This window comes from Enterobacter cloacae complex sp. P29RS (assembly GCF_014893445.1).
In the GTDB taxonomy this organism is placed as follows: domain Bacteria; phylum Pseudomonadota; class Gammaproteobacteria; order Enterobacterales; family Enterobacteriaceae; genus Enterobacter; species Enterobacter intestinihominis.
Map to the genome: position 1 here is coordinate 40,223 of NZ_JADBPZ010000013.1, position 21,191 is coordinate 61,413.

Consider the following 21,191-nt stretch of genomic DNA (forward strand, 5'->3'; position numbering starts at 1 on the left):
TTCGGGCCGGCAATCATCATTACGCGTCCTTCGTCTTCAGCGACGGCAGTTTAGATACCAGACGCAAGGAAACGGTCAGGCCTTCCAGCTGGTAGTGTGGACGCAGGAAGAACTTCGCGGCGTAGTAGCCCGGGTTGTCTTCAATTTCCTGCACCTGCACTTCCGCAGCCGCCAGCGGTTTGCGAGACTTGGTTTCCTGGGAGGAGTTAGCCGGGTCGCCGTCCACGTAGTTCATCACCCAGTCGTTCAGCCAGCGTTCCATCTCTTCGCGCTCGCGGAAGGAGCCGATTTTGTCGCGCACGATGCACTTCAGGTAGTGAGCAAAACGACAGCAGGCAAACAGGTAAGGCAGACGGGAGGCCAGGCGCGCGTTAGCGGTGGCATCCGGGTCGTGATACTCGGCCGGTTTTTGCAGGGACTGCGCGCCGATGAAGGCGGCGAAGTCGGAGTTTTTACGGTGAACCAGCGGCATAAAGCCGTTTTTCGCCAGCTCGGCTTCACGACGATCGCTGATGGCGATCTCGGTCGGGCATTTCATGTCCACGCCGCCGTCATCGCTCGGGAAGGTGTGGCACGGCAGGTTTTCCACCGCCCCGCCGGACTCCACGCCGCGAATCGAGGTGCACCAGCCGTACTCTTTGAAGGAACGGTTGATGTTGGCGGCCATCGCGTAAGCCGCGTTCGCCCAGGAGTAGCTGTTGTGGTTTGCGCCGTCGGTCTGCTCTTCAAAGTCAAAGCTGTCGACCGGATTGGTGCGAATGCCGTACGGCAGACGCGACAGGAAGCGCGGCATGACCAGGCCCAGATAACGGGCATCTTCCGATTCACGCAGTGAACGCCAGGCGGCGTATTCGGTGTTCTGAAAGATTTTTGTCAGGTCGCGTGGGTTAGCCAGCTCCTGCCAGGACTCCATCTGCATCACGCCCGGCGCGGTGCCGGTGATGAACGGACAGTGGGCCGCAGAGCCGATGCGCGCCATCTCGCCCAGCAGCTCAACGTCCTGCGGGCTGTGGTCGAAGTAGTAGTCGCCTACGATGCAGCCAAACGGCTCGCCACCGAACTGGCCGTACTCCTGCTCGTAGATTTTTTTGAAGATCGGGCTCTGGTCCCAGCCCACGCCCTTGTAGCGCTTCAGGGTGCGGCCCAGCTCCTGCTTGGAGATGCTCATAAAGCGGATCTTCAGCATCTCGTCGGTTTCGGTGTTGTTCACCAGATAGCTCAGCCCGCGCCAGGCGCTCTCCAGCTTCTGGAACTCCTCGTGGTGAATGATCTGGTTCACCTGCTGTGAAAGCTGCTCGTCAATACCGGCAATCAGGTTCTGAATGGTGCGGTAGGTATCGTTTGAGAAGGTCACGGTGTTTTCCAGCGCCTGCTGCGCCAGGGTTTTTACCGCGCTTTCTACGGCAGAGCGCGCCTGATCGGTTTTCGGGCGGAACTCTTTATTCAGCAGCGCGCTGAACTCGTCCTGGCTGAAGGCCTGGCCCGCCTGCTGATCGTGTTGTTGAGTCTGGTTGCTCATCGATTATTCCTCGCTACCTTTCGCACTTTCGTCATTTTTTGGCATCTGGCTCAGGGATTTGAGCAGCGTCGGATCCTGAAGGATTTTTGCAATCAGCTCTTCCGCGCCGTTTTTGCCGTCCATGTAGGTCAGCAGGTTAGAGAGCTGGGTGCGCGCTTCCAGCAGCTTGTTCAGCGGCTCTACTTTGCGGGCTACCGCGTCCGGCAGGAAGTCGTCCATACTGTCAAAGGTCAGATCGACGTTGAGCTTACCTTCGCCGGTCAGGGTGTTATCCACCTGGAACGCCACGCGCGGCTTCAGCGCCTTCATGCGTTCGTCGAAGTTGTCGATGTCGATTTCAAGGAACTTACGCTCGTCGACGGCTGGCAGGTTTTCCACCGGCTTGCCAACCAGATCGGCCATAACGCCCATCACAAACGGCAGCTGAATTTTGCGTTCTGCGCCGTAGATCTCTACGTCATATTCGATCTGCACGCGGGGAGCACGGTTGCGTGCGATGAATTTCTGTCCACTGTTACTCATTGCCATGATGTTCTCCATCAAAGATGCGCGGTGAAGGTGAAACGGCAGACTCCATGCCTGTCGTCATAATGCCAGGACGCGTCATTCGCGGCGTCCAAAGATGTTTTCCAGTTGGTTAACGCCGTCTGGCGCCAGGTCGCGAATAATGTCCATAAAGTTGAGTTCAGACAGCCGCTGCACCCGTTCAATCATCAACGGTGCGGGGTGGCTGGGTTCGTACTGCGCAAAATACTGTTTCGCTTTTTCCAGCATCAGCTGCGCGTCGGCGCGGCTGGTCACCTGCACGCTGCGCCAGTCCGTCACCTGCTGAACGGGCGACGCGGTCACCGGCTGCGGCTCGGCGTGCTGCTCAGCCTGCGCGTCACGGTTCGGCAGCAGCTTGCTGATATCGGTCACCTGACAGGCGCTCGAAACCTGCCCGACGGTTTTCAGCAGCTGTTCCATCTCCGGTACGCCACTTTCCCCGAGATAGCCGGTAAGCAGTTCGCGGATGGCGAGCAGGCGTTCGTTGATCACGATTACCGCTTCGGTGCCGGGCTGATCGCCCCGGGCCAGCTCATCGATCAGTCGTGGACGACCGCCCGGATAATCCGGACACTCTGTTTTACTGCCGTCAAGCAGCGCCTGGGCGTCACGGAGCGAAATCTCATCGCCGTTAGAGCGGAGCAGTGAGGCGTTACGCACCGCGACCGTCAGGTCAGATTTATCGCTCAGCCCGGCGAGGGCGTTAATGCGGTAGAACGGATCGGTTTCGCCATACTCTTCCAGCAGCGGGTAAAGTTGCTCCCAGTAACGGGAGAGGGCTTCCTGCACCAGCAGTAGCCCGTCGGCGTAACCTGCCAGCCCGCGACGACGCGTCCAGGCATGGGTTAACGCCAGCATGACGCGAAGATCTTTGGTGCGGCCCAGCAGGCTGGTGGCGAGTCTTTCCACCGTGTTCCAGTCGGCAGGCTCTGCCGGAATGATGGTGTCGCCAAACTGCTGTTCGGCTTTGCCCTGACTGGCCTGCCCCATGGCCTGGAAATCAGCGTCGTACTCCAGGTTTTCACCGCAGGGGTTATCGGGGCTTATCGGCGCGAGAAATTCATCGATATTCATAAGATCCCTGCTTATTCAAACATAGGCGGGTAAAGACCGTGGCGGCCCGGACGGGCGCCGCCTGCCGGATCGAACAGCAGCGTAAAGAGCTGCCCGGTAAAGTTTCCGCTGTGGACGTGGGTGTAAAGCGGATAGCCGTCGCAGCGGTTTGTCCACCAGTAGCTGGTCTGGCGCAGCGGATCAAAACACTCCGCCGCCTGCGGCCAGCCCAGCGTGCTCTGACCCTCGTCGTCATAGCCAATCACGTCGAGAATGTCGGAACGCTTTTGCGGCTCAACCGGCTGGGGCGCCGGGATGGTCATCAGCATTTCATCCAGCTGGGAGGCAGAATAGCTGTTACGCACCGCGTGCAGCCCCAGACGGCCAAGCTGCTGGTACCAGCTTTCAGCCTGCCCGAGCAGACGGGATGACCACTCGGTCGGGGTGAAGCTCAGTTGCAGGCATACCGGATAGTGACGGCCTACGCTGTCACGGCCCGGTAGCAGGCAGCCCATCTGAATCATCTGGCTACCAAGCATCGGCGGGACGACAAAGTTCCACACCGGGGCTTTAGAAAACGGGCGCTCGCCGCTGCGCTGCTCTTCCTGTTGCCAGGCCAGCAGGCCGACCTGAAACCAGTGCGACCACTGGCGTTGTAGGGTATCCGGAAAGCGACGCTGCAAAAAATCTCCGGCGCTGGGTAATTTGCCATACCAGCTATAACGGTTCATCGCAGGGGTATTCGTCATACGGCTGTCCTTGCGGTTATGGGCATGAGAAACGGGGAAGCTGGAACGGGTTACGGATGCTGTTCGGGGCAAACTCCAGCGTGACCTGATGTCCGTCGACGTTGAAGGTGGCCTGACGGCTCAGGCTACCCGCGCCAGGGCTGGTGCGCGCCTTGTCGAAAAAGCGGTTCAGCGCCCAGGAACCGTTAGTCACCAGCGTTGCGGTGCTGCCATTGGCCAGACCGAGCTGCATACGCACCTGGTTCGTCCCGCCCGGCCCCGGCCAGGTCATGATCTGCACCGCCTGCGGACCGTGGCTGTAGCGCAGCAGTTGGCCGTCCACGTCCAGCGTCAGGTTCAGAATGGTATTGTCCATACGCACGGTGCGCACCGTCACCTTGAAGGATGGCGTGGTCGCGCCGTTTGCGAAGAAGGCATCGCGGACAGACTGCGCCTGCTGGAACGGACGCAGCAGCCCTTCACTGCCCGGTAGCGTTTTACCGTCGATGCCCGGCATAAAGCGCCAGTTCGCCTGGGTGGTGTCCACCTTGTTGGTCAGGTTGTCGCGGAAAAAGGTGTCCATCAGTCCGGTGCCCGGCGCGAACATGCGGGCGAGATCGTCCGGCGTCACCTCGGTGCTGGCGCTGCGCACCAGCGGATAACGCCCGGCAATCGCCTGACGGCAGAACCCACCCACTTCCACGTTAATGCGCTTACGCACGTTCTCCAGATCGCGACGCTGAGTGTCGCTGCTGGCGCCGACGGCCATATTGCTGAACATGGTTTGCAGCCCGCCCGGCAGACGTCCCGCGCTGGCTTGCAGGCGGCTAATTGCATCGCCGCCCGGCGCGGGCATACCGCTGTTGGCTGCATCCTGAACGGCGGTCAGGTAGCGATAAAGCTCGTCAACCTGCTTAAGAAAATCATCAAAGACGATGGTCTTGCCGCCCTTCTCCAGCGGCTGCGCCAGCTCAATCATCGGCGCATAGTGGTCGGTCACCAGTTGCTCAGGCGCCTGCGTCATAACCGCGCCCTGCGTCGGGGCATTGTCACCGTTGCTGAACAGCGCTTCCAGCGTGCGGGTGGCGCGGTTGCTTTGGTCTTCCGCTTTTTGCGCATCTTCCGGCGCAGGCGCAGTGCGCGACAGGGTCAGCACCTTGCTCAGGTTAAGTACCAGACGGCGCAGCGGCGAATTGGTGCCTGAAAGCAGGCGCGCGGTGTTGATACGCTGGGAAAGATCGGCGCTGTTGTTGAGCTGAATATCAGCGAGAAAGCGATCCCAGTTAACGATAAAGTCGCGCATGTAGAGCTGACGCACGGCGTTGTCGATCTGCTGTTTATCTTCCTGGGCAGTGGTCGCTCCCAGTACCCAGGCATCGTCCTCGTGCAGGGCAGTGGTCACGCTGTCGATCTGGTCGTTGAAGCTTTTCCAGTAGCCGTCCGGCGTGTAGAGGCCCGGTACGCCCTCACTCACCGGCTTACCGCTTTTACGCGAAAACACCAGCTCACTCTGCGGGCCGCCGAGATCAGAAAGCGAAACCGGCTTCAGGTTCTCATCATGCTCCAGCAGACGTTTCAGGCGGCCATATACACGTGTTGAGAGCGGCTGCTGGTTGATCAGCGCCCTTTCACGGGCCACCAGATCCTCATCCTGCGCATACGGTGAAGCCTGAATTTTTGGCTCCAGCAGCTGCGTCAGGTGCCATTCCAGCTCCTGAAGCTGCGCCTGCGTCACGTTCTGCGGCAGGTTGCGTTGCAGGTTGAGCATCACCCACGAGTGCAGGAATTTACCGTCATAATGCTTAGGCTGGTAGAGCATCTGATAGGCTTTCAGCGCCTCATAGCTGTACTCCACGTCGCTGCCGTTGTCGTTGCGCAGCCAGGTGGTAATGTGCATCGCCACGGCAGGCAGCAGCATCTGATCCAGCGCCTTCTGATACAGAGACTGCGAGGCATCGCTGACGTCATCCCCGCGATAAAGCCCCATGCGGCGGGAAACCGGCGGGTTGTTAACGTCGAAGGCATCGCTTTTCGGCAGATCCACCAGGCTGTTAAGCAGCGGCAGAAGCGCAAACAGATCGCGCTGGGGCTGGTTTTGCAGCGCCTTGCTCTGCTGCTCCAGCATCGGCACTTTTGCATCTACCTCTTCCAGATAAGCTTTATTTTTGGCGTAGCTGGTCAGCCACAGACCACCCAGGATCACCAGCAGGGCCAGCAGCGCCGCGTAGCCGGACCACATCACGGCGCGGTTGCGCAGCTCCCACCAGCGGTTTTCCCCGGCGATGCCCGCTTCCTGGAAAATCACGTTTTGCAGCAGATTTTTAATGAAGAAGCTTTGGCCCTTCGCGCCCGGGATCGGCGCCTCTTTGCTTACCGAATCCCAGCGCGTGCTTTCCTCCCCTTCAGGTAAGGAGAGCGCGCGGTTCAGCTCGCCCATCACGCGGTCAAACGGCATCCCTTCCTGGGTGCCGCTGGCAAAGTAGATGCCGCGCGGCGAAAATTCGGTTTCGAAGTTTGAGCGGGCAAAGACCGTGCTCAGGTAGTCTGCCAGCAGCGGACGCAGCGCGGCGAACTCCTGCGGGAAGAGATAGGCTTCCGCACGGGTTTTGGCGTCATGCTCTTTAAGCATGGTTTCCGGCAGGCCAGCATCCAGACGCTGTTGCAGCAGGGAAAATTCCTGCTGGAAGTTGCCCATCAGGTCGTAATCGGCGTGTTTGGTCTGCTCCCACGGCAGCGTAAAGCCCCAGATCTGATCGCGCTGGGCTTTGTCGTAATCCGCAAACCAGGCGCGGAAGCCTTTAAGCAGATCCGCTTTGGTCACCATCACATACACCGGGAAGCGAATCCCCAGCTGTTCATGCAGCTCGGAGAGACGCTGGCGCAGGTTGACCGCCTGCTGGCGGGAGGCCTCAGCGGACTGCGAAAGCAGGTCGGAAATGCTGATGGTGATAATCACGCCGTTGATGGGCTGGCGACGGCGGTATTTACGCAGCAGGTTGATAAATTCCAGCCACTCCCCGGCGTCCTGAACCTGCTCGCTCTCCTGAGTGGTGTAGCGCCCCGCGGTATCCAGCAGAACCGCCTCGTTGGTAAACCACCAGTCACAGTTGCGCGTGCCGCCAATGCCGCGCAGCGCGGTTTTACCGAAGCGGTCCGCCAGTGGGAATTGCAGCCCGGAGTTGGCCAGCGCGGTGGTTTTACCTGAACCCGGCGCGCCAATAATGACGTACCACGGCAGCTGATAGAGGTACTGCGTACTGAAGCGCTGCGTCCACTGCGCGCCATGTCCCGCTTTGCTGAAGTGGGCTTTTTTCAGCATCTGGGCGGCTTCATCGAAACGCCCGGCAAGGATCTGCTCCTCGCTGTTCAGACGTTTCTGCGGATCGGCCGCCTCCGGGCTGGTGGTATTTTCGTTAAGCTTGTCCATCAGCTTACGGTTCAGCCAGGCGTTATACAGCCGCGGCAGAATGTGGCTCTGGGCCCAAATCAGGTAGACCACCGCAATGCTGATGACGCGGTTCTGCTCTGATTCAAGGGGCCGGGTGTCCACGATGGACAACAGCGGGCCAATCATCCAGATGACCGCCGCGAGTGCCGTTACGCCCAGGAAGCTCCACAGAATGCGATTGGTCAGTATAGAAAGTAGAGTAGTCAGCATCCTTAGTTTCCTTGCGGCAATCCGTTCAGCTCGGCCTGGGTATTGTCAGGCGATACCAGCAGCGTAATCTCCACGCGGCGGTTACGGGCGCGATTTTCAGGCGTCGTGTTAGGCGCTACCGGGTTGATCTCGCCCCGCCCTTCGGCTTTGACGCGCTCAGGCTGCGAGAGGCTACCCTGGAGCTGTTTTTGCACCGAACGGGCGCGCTCAAGCGAGAGTTCATAGTTAGAGGCGAAGCGTGCGCTGCGGATCGGCACGTTGTCGCTGTACCCCACCACCAGAATTTTGCCGCTGACGTTATTCATCGCCTGGGCGATGCGGTCGATGACCGGCTCATAGCGATCGCGCACCACCGTTGAGGCCGAGGCAAAGAGTCCGTCCCCTTTCAGGATCACCACGCTGCGATCCGCCTCATCCTTAACGGCCACCAGACCGGCATCAATTTCCGGTTTCAGGAAGCCGCGCAGGTTCAGTACCGCCGGCAGCTGGCGCGCAGGTTGCTGGATCGTGGTTTCCGGCAGTTGGGACTGGTAAATTTTCGCCAGCACCGGGCTGGTGTTATCACCGAGACGCCAGTTCAGCACGATATAGAACAGGCAGGCGATAAAGCCGACCAGCGCCACGCACGCCCAGAGTGGAATCATCGGCCGCCAGAGCTTGCGCAGAACGGGGCGATCTTCCGGGTGCGGCGAGAGCGGCGGCGGGTAGCTGCCGCGAACGCCACGGATCATCTGCCACAGGCGCTGTTTGATGGTTTCAAGCTGGGTCCGGCCATTGTCCAGCACGCGGTAGCGGCCTTCAAAGCCGAGCAGCAAACAGTAGTTGATCATCTCCAGCAGCAGAATGTGTTCGCGCGGATTCTGAGACAGACGTGCCAGCAGCTGGAAAAACTTCTCGCCGCCCCAGGTTTCGTTATGAAACGTCACCAGCAGACCATTGCTTGACCAGACGCCGCTGCTTCCCCAGGGGGTCAGAGCGGCGGCTTCGTCCAGCGCCGTGCAGAGGCAGTAGCGCGCGCCGACAATCACTTCATATGGTAAGCCCGCCTGCTGGCATCGCACCTCGAAACGGCGAATTTCGTCAATCAGGCGCTGGCGCAGCCCGACCTGATCGTCGTGGGAAACCGAATGACGGATTTGCGGAATCGCATTGAGCAGCGGATTGGCGGCCGCCACCAGCTGATTGTTCCCACTGGCTCCGGTAAACACGGCATCACTGCCGGTATCCTGTCGTTCCTGCATATTAAGCGCTCGCTTTATTATTCTGTCGGGCTACGGATGGCCCAGAACTCCATATCGAGACCCGGGAATTCCCCTGCGAGATGCAGCGCGAATGCCCCAGACTTGTCCATCTCGTGCCACAGTTCGCTGCCCCTCTCGAGCTCGAAATAGCTGTAGCCTGCATGCCACGGGATCTGCGGCGGCGCGACGGGCATTGCCCGAAGCATGATGCCCGGCAGTTGGAGCTGAACCAGATCGCGAATTTTCGAGACTGGCGCAACCTTCATCTGGGCAGGGAAATGGGTTTGCAGGTGTTCGCCGGGGACATTGGCTTTTACCGCCAGCACGAAGCCAAATTCGCGGACCATGCTGGTCTCCGGTACGGTGGCGATGTTCAGTCCGTGAGAGCGTTCGTGCAGCGGCAGCTGGATGGCATGATCTTCCATGACCAGCGACAGCCCCTGACGCAGCATTAGCATCAGTTTGCCGAAGCAAAGGGCGAGATCGTCATGGTCGTATACCGGCAGTACGCTCTCTGCGGTACGCTGCGGCGTCCAGGTAGCGAGTTCCGTGGCAAACGGCAGCCAGCTTCGCCAGAGCGCTTCAGGGTGAAGCAGCGGCAGCGTTTTTAAATGTGAGATGTCGCCAAGGTGGCGGTTGATCAGCGAAAGAAGCGTGAACTCAACCATCTCGGACGTATTGAAACGCCCCGGCTGACGCAGGCGGCCGCCGATCTGCTGGCTACGCTGCACCAGCAGGCCGTGCAGGTCATTGATCATGCCGTACAGCTGCGGGCTGTTATTGGCGTTCAGCATTGGTGGGATGTAGCTGTTATCCAGCCGCACGTGGTTGTCGTTGCGCTTTTCAGCGACGCACGCCACGCCGATGGCGGTCCATTCTGCCGTCAGATCTTTCTCCAGCATCAGGGTCAGACGCAGGCGGCCAAACTGAACCGTCGCTTCCCCGACCGACATGGCGTTGTCGTCTTCTACCTCTTGTTCAAACGTAATAAAACGCGCCAGAGAAGAGTGCTCCTCGCTGAAAATCACCTCTTCACGTCCACCGCGACGAACCGGCAGCGCAAGCACCACCTTTTCATTGGTAAGATTATCGGGGATTTTTAGCGGGGCCGGACCGTTGCGGTCGCTGCGCACCTGGAAAAAGGTGCCGTCAGGGAGCAAACCGCTACAGTAGCTCAGGGCAATACAGCCCTGGCGAAGCATCGCTTCATCCAGCTCAAGGTCGAGAAAGCCCCAGAGATACGAACGCTGCAAGGCCCCCCACTCACGAACGTGGTTGAGGAGGTAACTTTCTGTCCGCTGAAAATGGTGGGGACGCAGGAACATGCCCTCGGTCCAGACGACCTTTTCTGCTTTCGTCATGATGATCTCTTTCCTGTTATGAAGGGCGTTACTGGCTGATGACCCGGATACCATTTACGTCAAGGAAGACGCTGGCCTGGAGTTCATCTGCGGACCATTTCCAGAACTGGTAAATCGCGTTTTCGCCGGGAACAGGCAAAGGAAGTGAGACGCGCCATTTTTTGCCGTCCAGTGCCTGGTATTCCGCCATTACGCCGATATAGCGCGCTTCCGGTGAGCTTTGACCGCTCAGGGTTTTCGAAAGCTGGCCCGGCATCAGGAAGAACACATCGCTGTTCAGCAGATTCGCGCCAAGCGTGGCTGACGCGTTGTTCTGTAAGGAGTAGAAGTCGCTGGACATGAAATCCGCATCGGATTTCAGCAGCAATACTCTGACCTTAAGCGGTGCAGAATCATTGATTTGAGGATGAGCCTGAAACTGAAGATTGTAGCGGGAGGGGTCGCTGTGTGAAGACGACGTACAACCACCGATCAGCGCGAGAATCAACGCAAAAAAAGGGAACCACATCCGATGGAAATTTTTATTATTCATAAAAATATGCTCGTGAAACCCGTTTAGTTCAGGATCCAGGTACCGTTCGCGCTGTCTTTGCAGGCTTTGCTGTTGCCATCGACATCAACACAGGTGGTTTTCTTGCGCGCTTTAGGGCGCAGTGCCTGTTTACGCACGGTGGCTTCGTACTGGTCGGCCTTGATCACGGCACGCATCGGCACGTAACCAATCAGCTGTTCACTCCCATCATCGGCCAGCGCCATCCAGAAATGTTCAACCTGCCCAAGCACGACGTAAGTTTTTCCGGTCTCAAGCGTACGGATCACTTTTCCACCGTAGTCAGGACGGCTCATCAGGGATGCCGGGTACATAGCACGATACGGTTCATTCACCTGAGTGAACTCCGCCGGAGGGGTAACAGCGTGACGGTGCGTCAGCGTGATGCCATTAACCTGGCTGGTCACAATCGTATCATCGGTGATCGCTGGTTTTTGCGGCGCCTTACAGCCCGCCACCGCCATAACAAACAGAAGTGATAACAATACACGCAGTTTCATATGCTTTTCCGTAGCGATATTTAGAGGATGAAGAGAGGGGATAAAATTTGACTTAGGTGCTATTGTTAAAAATAGTCAGGTTTTTCCGGGGCGTTACTATTATTTGGGCATAGCTACCGCACGAGCCTTCGAGAATAAGGCCCAGCGTAATCCTGACATATTTTGACAAACGGTAAACAAGTTTACATGAGCTTATCACCTTTTCAATATTTCCTTTTTCGCTACTGCTGATTCATGAGGCATTCGCCTCACTCTGAGATTAATCTGAAAAATAGAGAAATCACGCAACTAGCTGATTTAAAGACAAAAAAACCCAAAAGAGAACCATTCTCACTAACGTAATACCACTATTCCTGCCACTACCATAATTAGTAGAACGGAGAATTTTTCAGTTGCATATGAATATATCTCACACGAATTATTTGTTGTATCGATAGCAAATCGTCAATACTCAGGACGATGTCCCATCAAATTAAGAAAACACAGTAAGGGTGAAAAAATTAATTTCACGCCGCAAATTAACTTTATGCTCTCCCCCTTCTTAAGATAATTTTCTCTCGTCTGGGCCGTACAAATAATTAAGCCTGACTACAATCTTGCTCGCCAAGGCATTGCTCAAAATATAACCCACCCTTTCCAGGTAATGAATAAAGACGCTGCTTTCGACAGGCGAACTTCATTTGGCATTTTACCGTCACTACACTATTGCTTGCTTTCCACCACTCCGACGATTTATTACAAACATGATGAAAATTTGTTATGAGTTCTTTGCTTTCCCGCACCATAGCTTACAGGCCGAGCGGTAAAAACAGGTTAAGTGGGTATCAAAATATGTGCCGTTGCAGGCATCGGGGTTGACCAGAACCGTGCTCGGTAACGGTCAACGTCCTCCACTTGACTTATATTGTAAGAAAGGTACTTTTCATGACATGAAGAAGATCCTGATAATCGTTCCTGATGGTGGCATGTTGTTTGAAGCCGCCGGTATAGCCGACATTCTGATGCAGGCCAACCGTCTGCACCCGGACGGTCTGGCGCAGCCCCGCTACCGCATCATTATTGCCACTACCCAGCCTCACCTGGTGATCCATGGCCAGTCCGGCTTAAATCTGCTGGCGGACTATCGCCTGCCGGAGCTGGATCCGCGCGAGCCGCTGGACACGATTATCATCACCGGCCGTGGCATGAATGAGCAGGAAAGCACTGCGGTGGTGGACTGGCTGCACCTGGCCGCGCCGCATGCGGGACGCGTCGCCTCTGTCTGCGGCGGGGCCCTGCTGCTGGCACAGGCCGGACTGCTCGATGGGCGCCGGGCAACGACCCACTGGCGGCTTCTGGAAACGTTGAAAACCCGCTATCCTGCGGTCAACGTTGAGGGCGGCCCGCTCTATGTTCAGGATGGTCCTGTCTGGACATCCGGCGGCGTCAGTTCCGGGTTTGATCTGACGCTGGCGCTGGTAGAGGATGATTACGGATTCACCCTCGCCCGCAACGTGGCGCAGGATATGGTGATGTACCTGCGCCGGCCTGGCGGCCAGCTACAGTTCAGCCGCTATAATCTGGAGCAGTCCGGCGCGACCGGACCGGTTAGCGAACTGCAAAGCTGGATCCTGCAAAACCTCACCGCAGATTTGTGCGTCGAAAGGCTGGCCGAACGGGTCGCCATGAGTCCGCGAAATTTCACCCGCGTGTTCACGCGTGACGTCGGTGTACCTCCGGCCCGTTATGTCACCGAAGCCCGCCTGGCCGCCGCACGACAGCTTCTGGAGCAGACCCCGTATCCGCTTGAGGTCATTGCCGAAAAAAGCGGGTTTGGGACCAGCATCAACCTGCGCCGCGTTTTTGAAAAGCAGCTTCATCTCACGCCGGGCGAATATCGCCAGCGCTTCCACTGCCGCAGAATGGCGTAATCTGATCCTTTTTTGTCATTTACGCCAACCGACCTGACACCTACAGTATCTCCAGACAACACAGATAAGGAGTGCATCATGGTTAAGGTCGGTATTAACGGTTTCGGCCGTATCGGACGTAATGTCCTGCGCGCGGCGCTGGGCAATCCGGATCTCCAGATTGTGGCCATTAACGATCTGACGGACAGTAAAACCCTCGCCCATCTGCTGAAATATGACTCTCTGCTCGGCACGCTACCGGTACCTGTGGAAGCGGCGGACGGCGCGCTACGGGTTGACGGGCAACGCATCACCGTATTCAGTGAACGCGACCCGGCAAACATTCCGTGGAAAGACGCTGACGTTGAGGTGGTAATCGAAGCCACCGGTTTCTTCACCGAACGTGATAAAGCGGCGGTGCATATCACGAGCGGCGGCGCAAAACGCGTCATTATTTCCGCCCCGGCTAAAAATGATGATCTTACGGTGGTAATGGGCGTGAACCACACGCTGTACGATCCGGCCCAGCATTTTGTGGTCAGTAACGGGAGTTGCACCACTAACGGTCTGGCGCCAGCGGCGCAGGTGCTGCACCAGCAGTTTGGCATTGAACACGGGCTGATGAACACCACGCATGCCTACACCAACAGCCAGGCGCTGCATGACCAGCCAGAAAAAGATCTGCGCGGCGCGCGTGCGGCAGCATTATCGATTGTGCCTTATTCCAGCGGCGCGGCAAAAGCGCTCGGGAAAGTAATCCCCGAACTGGACGGTAAACTCACCGGGTATTCCCTGCGCGTGCCGGTGCCAGTGGTGTCGATTGTCGATCTGACGGTGACGCTGAGCCGCAACGTGACCGCCGAAGAGGTGAATGACGCGTTCCGTCAGGCTGCCGGTAGCGGGCCGCTGAAAGGCATCCTGGGCTACAGCGATGAACCGCTTGTCTCCAGTGATTATCAGGGCGACCCGCGCTCATCCATTATCGACGGGCTTTCAACGCTGGTGATTGGCGGGAGTATGGTGAAGATCCTGTCGTGGTATGACAACGAGTGGGGCTTCTCAAACCGTCTGGTGGATTTGGCGGTGCTGATGGATAAAAAAGGGTTGTAGGGCTTAAGCCGGGTGGCATGAAGCTTACCCGGCTTTTCCGTGGTGTGGTTAAAAATTAAGTAATTCAACCCTGGTGTAGTGAAAGCGCACCCGAATTTTCTGGTTATGCGAAAAATGGGACATTCAACACGCGAAGTTATCGATATTCGTCTAAGGTTTTCAGGTAATTGACAACAGCGGTCACGCTGCTCAGTGAAGACAGGAGACGAACCGATGATAAGACCTCGCGCACGACGCCCCGCTTTTTTACCCCTTGCGTTGGCAGGCGCACTACTCGGTGTTACCGCATTTGGTTATGCTGAAGACCAGCCAACGAGCCAGCAAAGCTCACCTGATATTCTTCTTGGCCCCCTCTTTAATGACGTTCAGAGCGCCAAACTGTTCCCGGATCAGAAAACCTTCGCGGATGCCGTTCCCAAAAGCGACCCGCTGATGATCCTGGCGGATTACCGGATGCAGCATACCCAGTCCGGTTTTGACCTGCGTCACTTCATGGAGATGAACTTTATCCTGCCGAAGGAGGGTGAGAAATATGTTCCCCCTGAGGGCCAGAGCCTGCGCGAACACATAGACGATCTGTGGCCTGTGCTGACCCGCACCACCGACAAAGCGAACAAATGGGACTCCCTCCTGCCTTTGCCAAAACCCTATGTCGTGCCGGGAGGACGCTTCCGCGAAGTCTATTACTGGGACAGCTATTTCACCATGCTGGGGCTGGCCGAGAGCGGCCACTGGGATAAGATCGGCGACATGGTGGACAACTTCGCATACGAGCTTGATACCTGGGGCCATATCCCTAACGGTAACCGCAGCTACTACCTGAGCCGCTCTCAGCCACCGTTCTTTTCTTTGATGGTGGAACTGTTGGCCACGCATGACAGCGACGCGTTGAAGAAATACCGTCCGCAGATGGAGAAGGAGTATGCCTACTGGATGGAGGGGGCTGATGGGCTCCAGCCTGGTCAGGCAAACAAACGCGTGGTGAAGCTGGATGACGGCTCCCTCCTCAACCGCTACTGGGACGATCTGGACACGCCACGCCCTGAGTCGTGGCTGGATGACGTGACCACCGCCAAAAATAACCCTAACCGTCCGGCCACCGAGATTTACCGTGATCTGCGCTCTGCCGCGGCCTCGGGCTGGGATTTCAGCTCCCGCTGGATGGACGATCCCCAGAAGCTGGGTACCATCCGCACCACCAGCATCGTGCCGGTGGATCTGAATGCGTTGATGTTTAAGATGGAAAAACTGCTGGCCCGTGCCAGCCAGGAAGACGGGGATACCGCAAGCGCAAGTAAATATGACGCGCTGGCCTCCGCACGTCAGAAAGCCATGGAGAGCCACCTGTGGAACGATAAAGAGGGCTGGTATGCGGATTACGATCTGAAAACCAGGAAGGTGCGTAATCAGCTGACTGCCGCGGCCCTCTTCCCGCTGTATGTGAAGGCCGCATCACAGGATCGCGCCGATAAAGTGGCCGCAGCCGCATCGTCGCGCCTGCTGAAACCGGGCGGTATTTCTACCACCACCATCAACAGCGGGCAGCAGTGGGATGCGCCGAACGGCTGGGCGCCGTTGCAGTGGGTAGCGGTGGAAGGGTTGCAGAACTATGGTCAGCAGAAAGTGGCGATGGACGTGACCTGGCGTTTCCTGAAAAACGTTCAACATACCTACGATCGCGAGAAGAAACTGGTTGAGAAGTACGATGTCTCTTCGACAGGTACCGGCGGTGGCGGCGGTGAGTATCCGTTGCAGGACGGTTTCGGCTGGAGTAACGGTGTGACGCTCAGGATGCTGGACATGGTCTGCCCGAAAGAGAAGCCGTGCGACAGCGTACCGGAGAATCAGTCTGCGGCAAACGATGATGTTGCACCTGCTAAACAGGCGGCGCAGTAGCGCCCCTCACCCTAACCCTCTCCCCAAAGGGGCGAGGGTTCCCCAGTGATTTCAAAGCAGAAGCAATAACGCTGCCTTCAGAATAACTGAGAGCTTTCAGCGATGACCTGGTCCGGCTGTAAATCGCTGAGGCGTTTCCTGAAGGCCGGGGCGAGGCGCAGGGATGCGCCGAGAGGGCGGGCTTTACAGGGACGGTACCTCCGCCCGTACCCGATAAGCCGGAAGGAATAAGCCGAGGGCACCGCGAAGCGGCGATTTACCGCCGGGAGCCCGGGTCGCCAGGGTGGTGGCGACTGAGCCACCCTGGCACGTTCACCGATCATGTCGTTACAGAGTAGCAGGGAACATAAAGTGAACGGAATGACCACCACCGCCGTATGTTCCCCTCACCCTAACCCTCTCCCCAAAGGGGCGAGGGGACTGTTCAGTGCGGTAGCGCCACCGGGCTTTTTTCAGAAGCTGTAGCTCGCCCCGACCTGGAAGGTGCGGTCGCGGCCTATCCAGCAGTTGGTCGCGTCATAGCAGGTGAGCGTCTCTTTGTTGGTGACGTTCTGCGCGCTCGCTTTCAGCGTCAGCCCCTCCAGCGATGGCGCCAGTTCGCCCATGCGGTAAGATGCCGCCAGATCGTACTGCGTCGTACCGCCCAGCTTGCCTGCATCATTGGCTGGCGAGATCTCCATCGGCCCGGTGTAGCGTGCACCAGCCCCCAGCGTTAACCCTCTCAGCGGCGTGCTGTCAAAGGTGTAATCTCCCCACAAATTAAAGGCGTTCTCAGGGACCTGCGTCGGTCGTTTGCCCTGGTACTTGTCATCTTCGGTATTGATGGCGTGGGTGTAGGCATAATTGGCAATCAGCGTCAGGTTATCCGTTGGACGACTAATAGCGGAAAGCTCCGCGCCTTTCGATTCCACTTCCCCGGTCTGTCGGTAGTTGAGGAAGCCCGGATCGCTGGTCACCACATTTTTCTGACGAATGTTAAACACCGAGGCGGTGAAGGTAGTTGCATATTCCGCCAGCAGATATTTCACCCCACCCTCCACCTGCTTACTGGTGGTGGGCTTAACGTCTTTCGCGGTCAGCGTACCCTGCGGCGATACCGGTGCGAAGCCTTCCGAATAGCTGATAAACGGCGAGAGACCATTGTCGAAGGCATAAAGCGCCCCCAGTCGTTTGGTGAGGCGATCCTGCGATACCCAGGCTTTGTCACCGTTTTGCAGATAGTTGGTGGTGACGGAACGGTAGTCGTCAAAGCGCAGGCTGGCCAGCACGTTAAGCCCGCCAAACGCAATCTGATCCTGAAGGTAATAGCCATTCTGCTGATAGCCGAGACGGTTTTTCTGCGCGGTTTCAAGCCCCAGCGCATCGTTATCGATCTGCGAGTGATCCGGATTGCGCATTTCGATACCCGGTGTGGACGAGGCGTAACGATAATGGAAGTGAGAGTTAAGCTTCTGGTAGTCAAAGCCCGCCAGCAGATGATGTTGCCAGTCCCCCAGCGCGACGGTTCGGGTAACCTGGTTATCAATGTTGAAGCTCTGCAAATCTTCATCCGTGGTATAGGCGAAGCGGTTAAGCTGGTAGACCTCGCTGCCCGTCCCGGTGGAATAGGCGCTGCGCTGGTGGGTATCCACGTCAAAGTAGCGCGCTTTCTGGTTAAAGCCCCAGCCACTGTCAAACTCATGTTCAAAGCTGTAGCCCAGCATCCACTGGCGCTGTTTGAAGCCGCTCCACTCATCCCCGGCATAGTCACGACGATCGGCGTATTTAGACCGCAGATAGCTTAGCGGCATCGGATCAGACGGCGTCAGGCTCGGCGTATTTTGCGCCAGCGCGTCAATGGTCAGGCGCGTTTTGTCATCCGGCTGCCAGGTCACGGAGGGGGCCACCAGATAGTTTTCATAGCGCGTGGTGTGCGCCTGTTCGTCACTTTCCGTCGCTTTGCCCAGCAGACGATAGTTCCAGTCGCTGTTCGCAATCTGCCCCGTGGAATCCAGGTACCCCTCTTTCAGATTGCGGTTTCCGGTATTAAAGCCCAGTTCCGTTTTCGCCTCTTTCTGCGGCTTTTTACTCTGAATATTGACCAGCCCGCCCGGGGAGCCGCCGCCATACAGCACGGATGACGGCCCCTTCAGGATATCGACGCTCTCAATCAGCAGCGGATCGATTCGCGCTTTGGTGTTCCCGGTGACGTTATAGGGAAGTTGCAGGCCGTTGTAGAACTCCTGATCGACGTTGAACCCGCGGATTTTGTACTCGCTCATGTAAGAGGTGCTCCCGCGCACCTCCGTGGAAACGCCCGGCGCATAGCGCAGGATCTCGTTTACCGAACTGGCGTGCCGCTGCTCAATCTCTTTAGCGGCGATGGTGTTGATCACCTGCGGCGTTTTACTTTCCGCGACGGCTGATTTCGTGGCGCTATTGGTCCAGGCAGGGAGCGCGCTGCCCTGCTCTGTACCGGTTACCACGATGGTGGGTTCTTCTGCGAAAGCCTGTGTCTGCAATGCCAGCGTAACGGCGCCTGCCAACGCGCATAACGCAAAACGTGAGGTGCTCATAGTGTCGTCTTATTATTAGATGATATTGGGAACGACAATTATTATCATTTTTATTACCGAATCAATATCAGCGGAGAAAAACAGATCGTTTGTATTAAGTTTCATGCCAGCGTGCCGATAACCCAGAGACAGTCTGTCATCTATCGAGGAGCCATCTGGCGTGAGTAGCTACAGTGAGCAGTTCCTGAAACAAAATCCGCTGGCTGTATTAGGGGTGTTACGCGACCTGAAAAAGGGCGAGGTGCCGCTGCGCATCAACTGGTCAACCAGCCAGTTTATCAGCAAGATCCTGGACGTGACGGCAGAACACCTGATCGTGGATCTGGGTAGCCAGAGCGATGAAAACCGTGCCGCGCTACAGGCAGAAAACCTCTCGGTGATGGCCGAAACGCAGGGGGCTAAAGTCGAGTTTATACTGCCTCGCCTGACCACGATCGTGTACCAGGGTTTGCCTGCGTTTATCACCCCCCTGCCCGCTAATCTCTGGTTCGTGCAGCGCCGCGAGTATTTTCGCATCAGCGCCCCGCTTCACCCGGCCTACTTCTGTAAGGCGAAAATGCCGGACAAAAAAGAGATCCGCTTTCGTCTCTTCGACCTGTCGCTGGGCGGCATGGGAGCGTTGATGGATATGCCGAAGCCGGAAGGGCTGGTGGAAGGTATGCGTTTTAGTCAGATCGAGCTGGATATGGGCGGATGGGGACGCTTCTGGTTTGACGCCCAGCTGATTGCCATCAGCGAGCGCAAGGTGGTGGACGGCAAAAACGAAACCATTACCACGCCGCGACTGAGTTTTCGCTTTCTGAATGTCGGTCCAGGCGCCGAGCGCGAACTACAGCGCATCATTTTTTCACTGGAGCGTGAAGCGCGGGAACGCGCGAATAAAGTGCGCTGAAAGGCGTCGGGCAGCGTGCTGCCGCCCGACAAAGACGTTACATGGCGTCCATTGCTTTCTGTACTTTCCAGATATAACGTGGAGCCTGTGCTGACGGATGATTCTTCACAACGTGTTCGAAGAATTCATCTTTATCCATATCGTTAATTTCTTCTATCGCCTCTTTACGATCGGATGAGAAGGTTCGGAGCAGCGCGCCAGCTCCGTTAACGTACGACACCACCAGCGCATATTGCATCACTTCCGGATCGTCAATCCCCTTCAGAATGCCATGCTCCAGAATGCTCAGGTAAGCGGTTCCCATAGAGATATTACGTTCCGGGTTTTTCAGCTCGCTGGTGGATGGCTGTCCCTTCCAGCCCATGTAGCGATAGACCTCTCTTCCCGCCGTAGAGGCTTTTAACTGCATCAGCCCCACCGCATTCGATTTACTCACCAGCGTCGGGTTACCGCCGGACTCCACGGCGATGATCGCGGTGATCAGGCGCGGGCTCACGCCCCAGGCCTTCCCGGCTTGTTCGCTGATCGGCATCCACTGCATGGCCCGCTTTACCGGGACTTCAGGATTCCAGGGGGGATTTTTATAATCATGTTTTGAACTACAGCCAGCGAGCAACACAATCAAAAAAGCAAACCATCTCAATTTCACGTCATCTATCCTTATAGCCGGTCATCGCGGTACGTCGCCCCTTGAAGCAGGCGGCGTATAAGCGGCATGATATAGACAATTAGATTCTCATTCAGCAAGGAATTGCCATGCCTCAGTTTCATCTCATTGCACCGTCGGGCTACTGCATCAACCAGGAGGCGGCACAGCGGGGCGTTCAGCGCCTGCTGGAAATGGGCCATCAGGTAGAAAATCAGACAATTATCCCCCGCCGCATGCAGCGTTTTGCCGGTACGGAGGCGCAGAGACTGAGCGATATCAACAGCCTGGCAACGCTGGAAGGTGAAAACACCATTGTGCTGGCCGTGCGCGGCGGCTATGGCGCAAGCCGGCTGCTGGAGAGCATCGACTGGGCCGGGCTAGCCGCACGCCAGCAGCAGGATCCGCTGTTAATCTGCGGACACAGCGATTTCACGGCGATCCAGCTCGGCCTGCTGGCGTTGCATAACGTCATTACCTTTAGCGGCCCGATGCTGGCCGGCAACTTTGGTGCGCCGGAGCTGGATGCGTTTACGCAGGACCATTTCTGGCGCGCCCTGCAAAACCCGACGTTTACCGTCGAGTGGCAAGGCAACGGACCGCACTGGGAATGTGAAGGGCAGCTGTGGGGCGGAAACCTCGCGATGCTGGTATCGCTGATTGGGACACCGTGGCTGCCGCAGATCGAGGACGGCATTCTGGTGCTGGAAGATATCAACGAACATCCGTTCCGCGTCGAACGCATGCTGTTACAGCTTTATCACGCCGGGATCCTGGATCGGCAGTCGGCCATTGTGCTGGGCAGTTTCAGCGGGTCAGCCCCCAACGATTACGACGCGGGCTACACGCTGGAGACGATGGTCGATTTCATTCGTTCCCGGCTGGATATTCCGGTGATCGCCGGTCTGAATTTCGGCCATGAGCGGCAAACCGTTACCTTGCCACTGGGTGCCCGGGCGCACCTTGCACACGGTAATTCAGGCAGTCGGTTAACAATCAGCGGTCATCCGGTCTTAAAGGCATAAAAAAGCCGTTATTCCCCCTCAA

Annotated in this window: 16 protein-coding genes; 5 read left to right on the forward strand and 11 right to left on the reverse strand. The window is 57.3% G+C overall.

What is annotated here, in order from left to right; all coding sequences use genetic code 11:
* Positions 1 to 19 precede the first annotated feature (19 nt).
* The 9 genes from tssC to IM282_RS11635 form a co-directional block, all read right to left on the reverse strand.
* Entirely contained in the window at positions 20 to 1,519 is a 1,500-nt protein-coding gene (tssC, locus tag IM282_RS11595; RefSeq protein ID WP_006810956.1) for a type VI secretion system contractile sheath large subunit, read from the reverse strand.
* 3 nt (positions 1,520 to 1,522) lie between these two features.
* Entirely contained in the window at positions 1,523 to 2,047 is a 525-nt protein-coding gene (gene tssB / locus IM282_RS11600) for a type VI secretion system contractile sheath small subunit (protein WP_022648413.1), read from the reverse strand.
* Positions 2,048 to 2,122: 75 nt separating this feature from the next.
* Positions 2,123 to 3,139 (reverse strand): type VI secretion system protein TssA, encoded by a 1,017-nt coding sequence (tssA, locus tag IM282_RS11605; protein ID WP_023306457.1) that lies wholly within the window; start codon positions 3,137 to 3,139, stop codon positions 2,123 to 2,125.
* A gap of 11 nt (positions 3,140 to 3,150) precedes the next feature.
* On the reverse strand, positions 3,151 to 3,867 hold the full coding sequence (tagF, locus tag IM282_RS11610; RefSeq protein ID WP_045308303.1) for a type VI secretion system-associated protein TagF: 717 nt from the start codon (positions 3,865 to 3,867) through the stop codon (positions 3,151 to 3,153).
* 16 nt (positions 3,868 to 3,883) lie between these two features.
* Positions 3,884 to 7,504 (reverse strand): type VI secretion system membrane subunit TssM, encoded by a 3,621-nt coding sequence (gene tssM / locus IM282_RS11615; protein ID WP_192970419.1) that lies wholly within the window; start codon positions 7,502 to 7,504, stop codon positions 3,884 to 3,886.
* Between the two features lie 2 nt (positions 7,505 to 7,506).
* Positions 7,507 to 8,745 (reverse strand): DotU family type VI secretion system protein, encoded by a 1,239-nt coding sequence (locus IM282_RS11620; protein WP_003859963.1) that lies wholly within the window; start codon positions 8,743 to 8,745, stop codon positions 7,507 to 7,509.
* Positions 8,746 to 8,762: 17 nt separating this feature from the next.
* The gene (gene tssK / locus IM282_RS11625) at positions 8,763 to 10,106 is read right to left on the reverse strand and encodes a type VI secretion system baseplate subunit TssK (protein WP_022648417.1); all 1,344 of its coding nucleotides are present in this window, start codon (positions 10,104 to 10,106) and stop codon (positions 8,763 to 8,765) included.
* Between the two features lie 28 nt (positions 10,107 to 10,134).
* Entirely contained in the window at positions 10,135 to 10,638 is a 504-nt protein-coding gene (tssJ, locus tag IM282_RS11630) for a type VI secretion system lipoprotein TssJ (RefSeq protein ID WP_022648418.1), read from the reverse strand.
* Between the two features lie 23 nt (positions 10,639 to 10,661).
* Positions 10,662 to 11,156, reverse strand: coding sequence for a hypothetical protein (locus IM282_RS11635; RefSeq protein WP_023300336.1), 495 nt, complete (start codon positions 11,154 to 11,156; stop codon positions 10,662 to 10,664).
* A gap of 929 nt (positions 11,157 to 12,085) precedes the next feature.
* Here IM282_RS11635 and IM282_RS11640 point away from each other — a divergent pair.
* The 3 genes from IM282_RS11640 to IM282_RS11650 all read left to right on the forward strand — a co-directional run bounded on the left by IM282_RS11640 (position 12,086) and on the right by IM282_RS11650 (position 16,051).
* Positions 12,086 to 13,066: a GlxA family transcriptional regulator gene (locus tag IM282_RS11640; protein WP_022648419.1), complete on the forward strand. Its 981-nt coding sequence runs from the start codon at positions 12,086 to 12,088 to the stop codon at positions 13,064 to 13,066.
* A gap of 78 nt (positions 13,067 to 13,144) precedes the next feature.
* Positions 13,145 to 14,155, forward strand: coding sequence for a type I glyceraldehyde-3-phosphate dehydrogenase (gene gap / locus IM282_RS11645; protein WP_154051380.1), 1,011 nt, complete (start codon positions 13,145 to 13,147; stop codon positions 14,153 to 14,155).
* 213 nt (positions 14,156 to 14,368) lie between these two features.
* The gene (locus IM282_RS11650; RefSeq protein ID WP_192970420.1) at positions 14,369 to 16,051 is read left to right on the forward strand and encodes an alpha,alpha-trehalase; all 1,683 of its coding nucleotides are present in this window, start codon (positions 14,369 to 14,371) and stop codon (positions 16,049 to 16,051) included.
* A 452-nt stretch (positions 16,052 to 16,503) separates the two neighbouring features.
* Here the strand turns inward: IM282_RS11650 and IM282_RS11655 are convergent, their stop codons facing one another.
* Positions 16,504 to 18,606 (reverse strand): TonB-dependent siderophore receptor, encoded by a 2,103-nt coding sequence (locus IM282_RS11655; protein ID WP_192970421.1) that lies wholly within the window; start codon positions 18,604 to 18,606, stop codon positions 16,504 to 16,506.
* 160 nt (positions 18,607 to 18,766) lie between these two features.
* On the opposite strand from IM282_RS11655, the gene IM282_RS11660 reads away from it, so the two are divergent.
* Positions 18,767 to 19,498 (forward strand): flagellar brake protein, encoded by a 732-nt coding sequence (locus IM282_RS11660; RefSeq protein WP_022648423.1) that lies wholly within the window; start codon positions 18,767 to 18,769, stop codon positions 19,496 to 19,498.
* Positions 19,499 to 19,535: 37 nt separating this feature from the next.
* On the opposite strand, the gene emtA is transcribed toward IM282_RS11660, so the two are convergent.
* Positions 19,536 to 20,147 carry a membrane-bound lytic murein transglycosylase EmtA gene (gene emtA / locus IM282_RS11665; RefSeq protein WP_022648424.1) on the reverse strand — a complete coding sequence of 204 codons (612 nt, stop codon included), beginning with the start codon at positions 20,145 to 20,147 and terminating at the stop codon, positions 19,536 to 19,538.
* Between the two features lie 107 nt (positions 20,148 to 20,254).
* On the opposite strand from emtA, the gene ldcA reads away from it, so the two are divergent.
* Positions 20,255 to 21,169: a muramoyltetrapeptide carboxypeptidase gene (gene ldcA, locus IM282_RS11670; protein WP_023300342.1), complete on the forward strand. Its 915-nt coding sequence runs from the start codon at positions 20,255 to 20,257 to the stop codon at positions 21,167 to 21,169.
* The last annotated feature ends 22 nt before the right edge of the window (positions 21,170 to 21,191 follow it).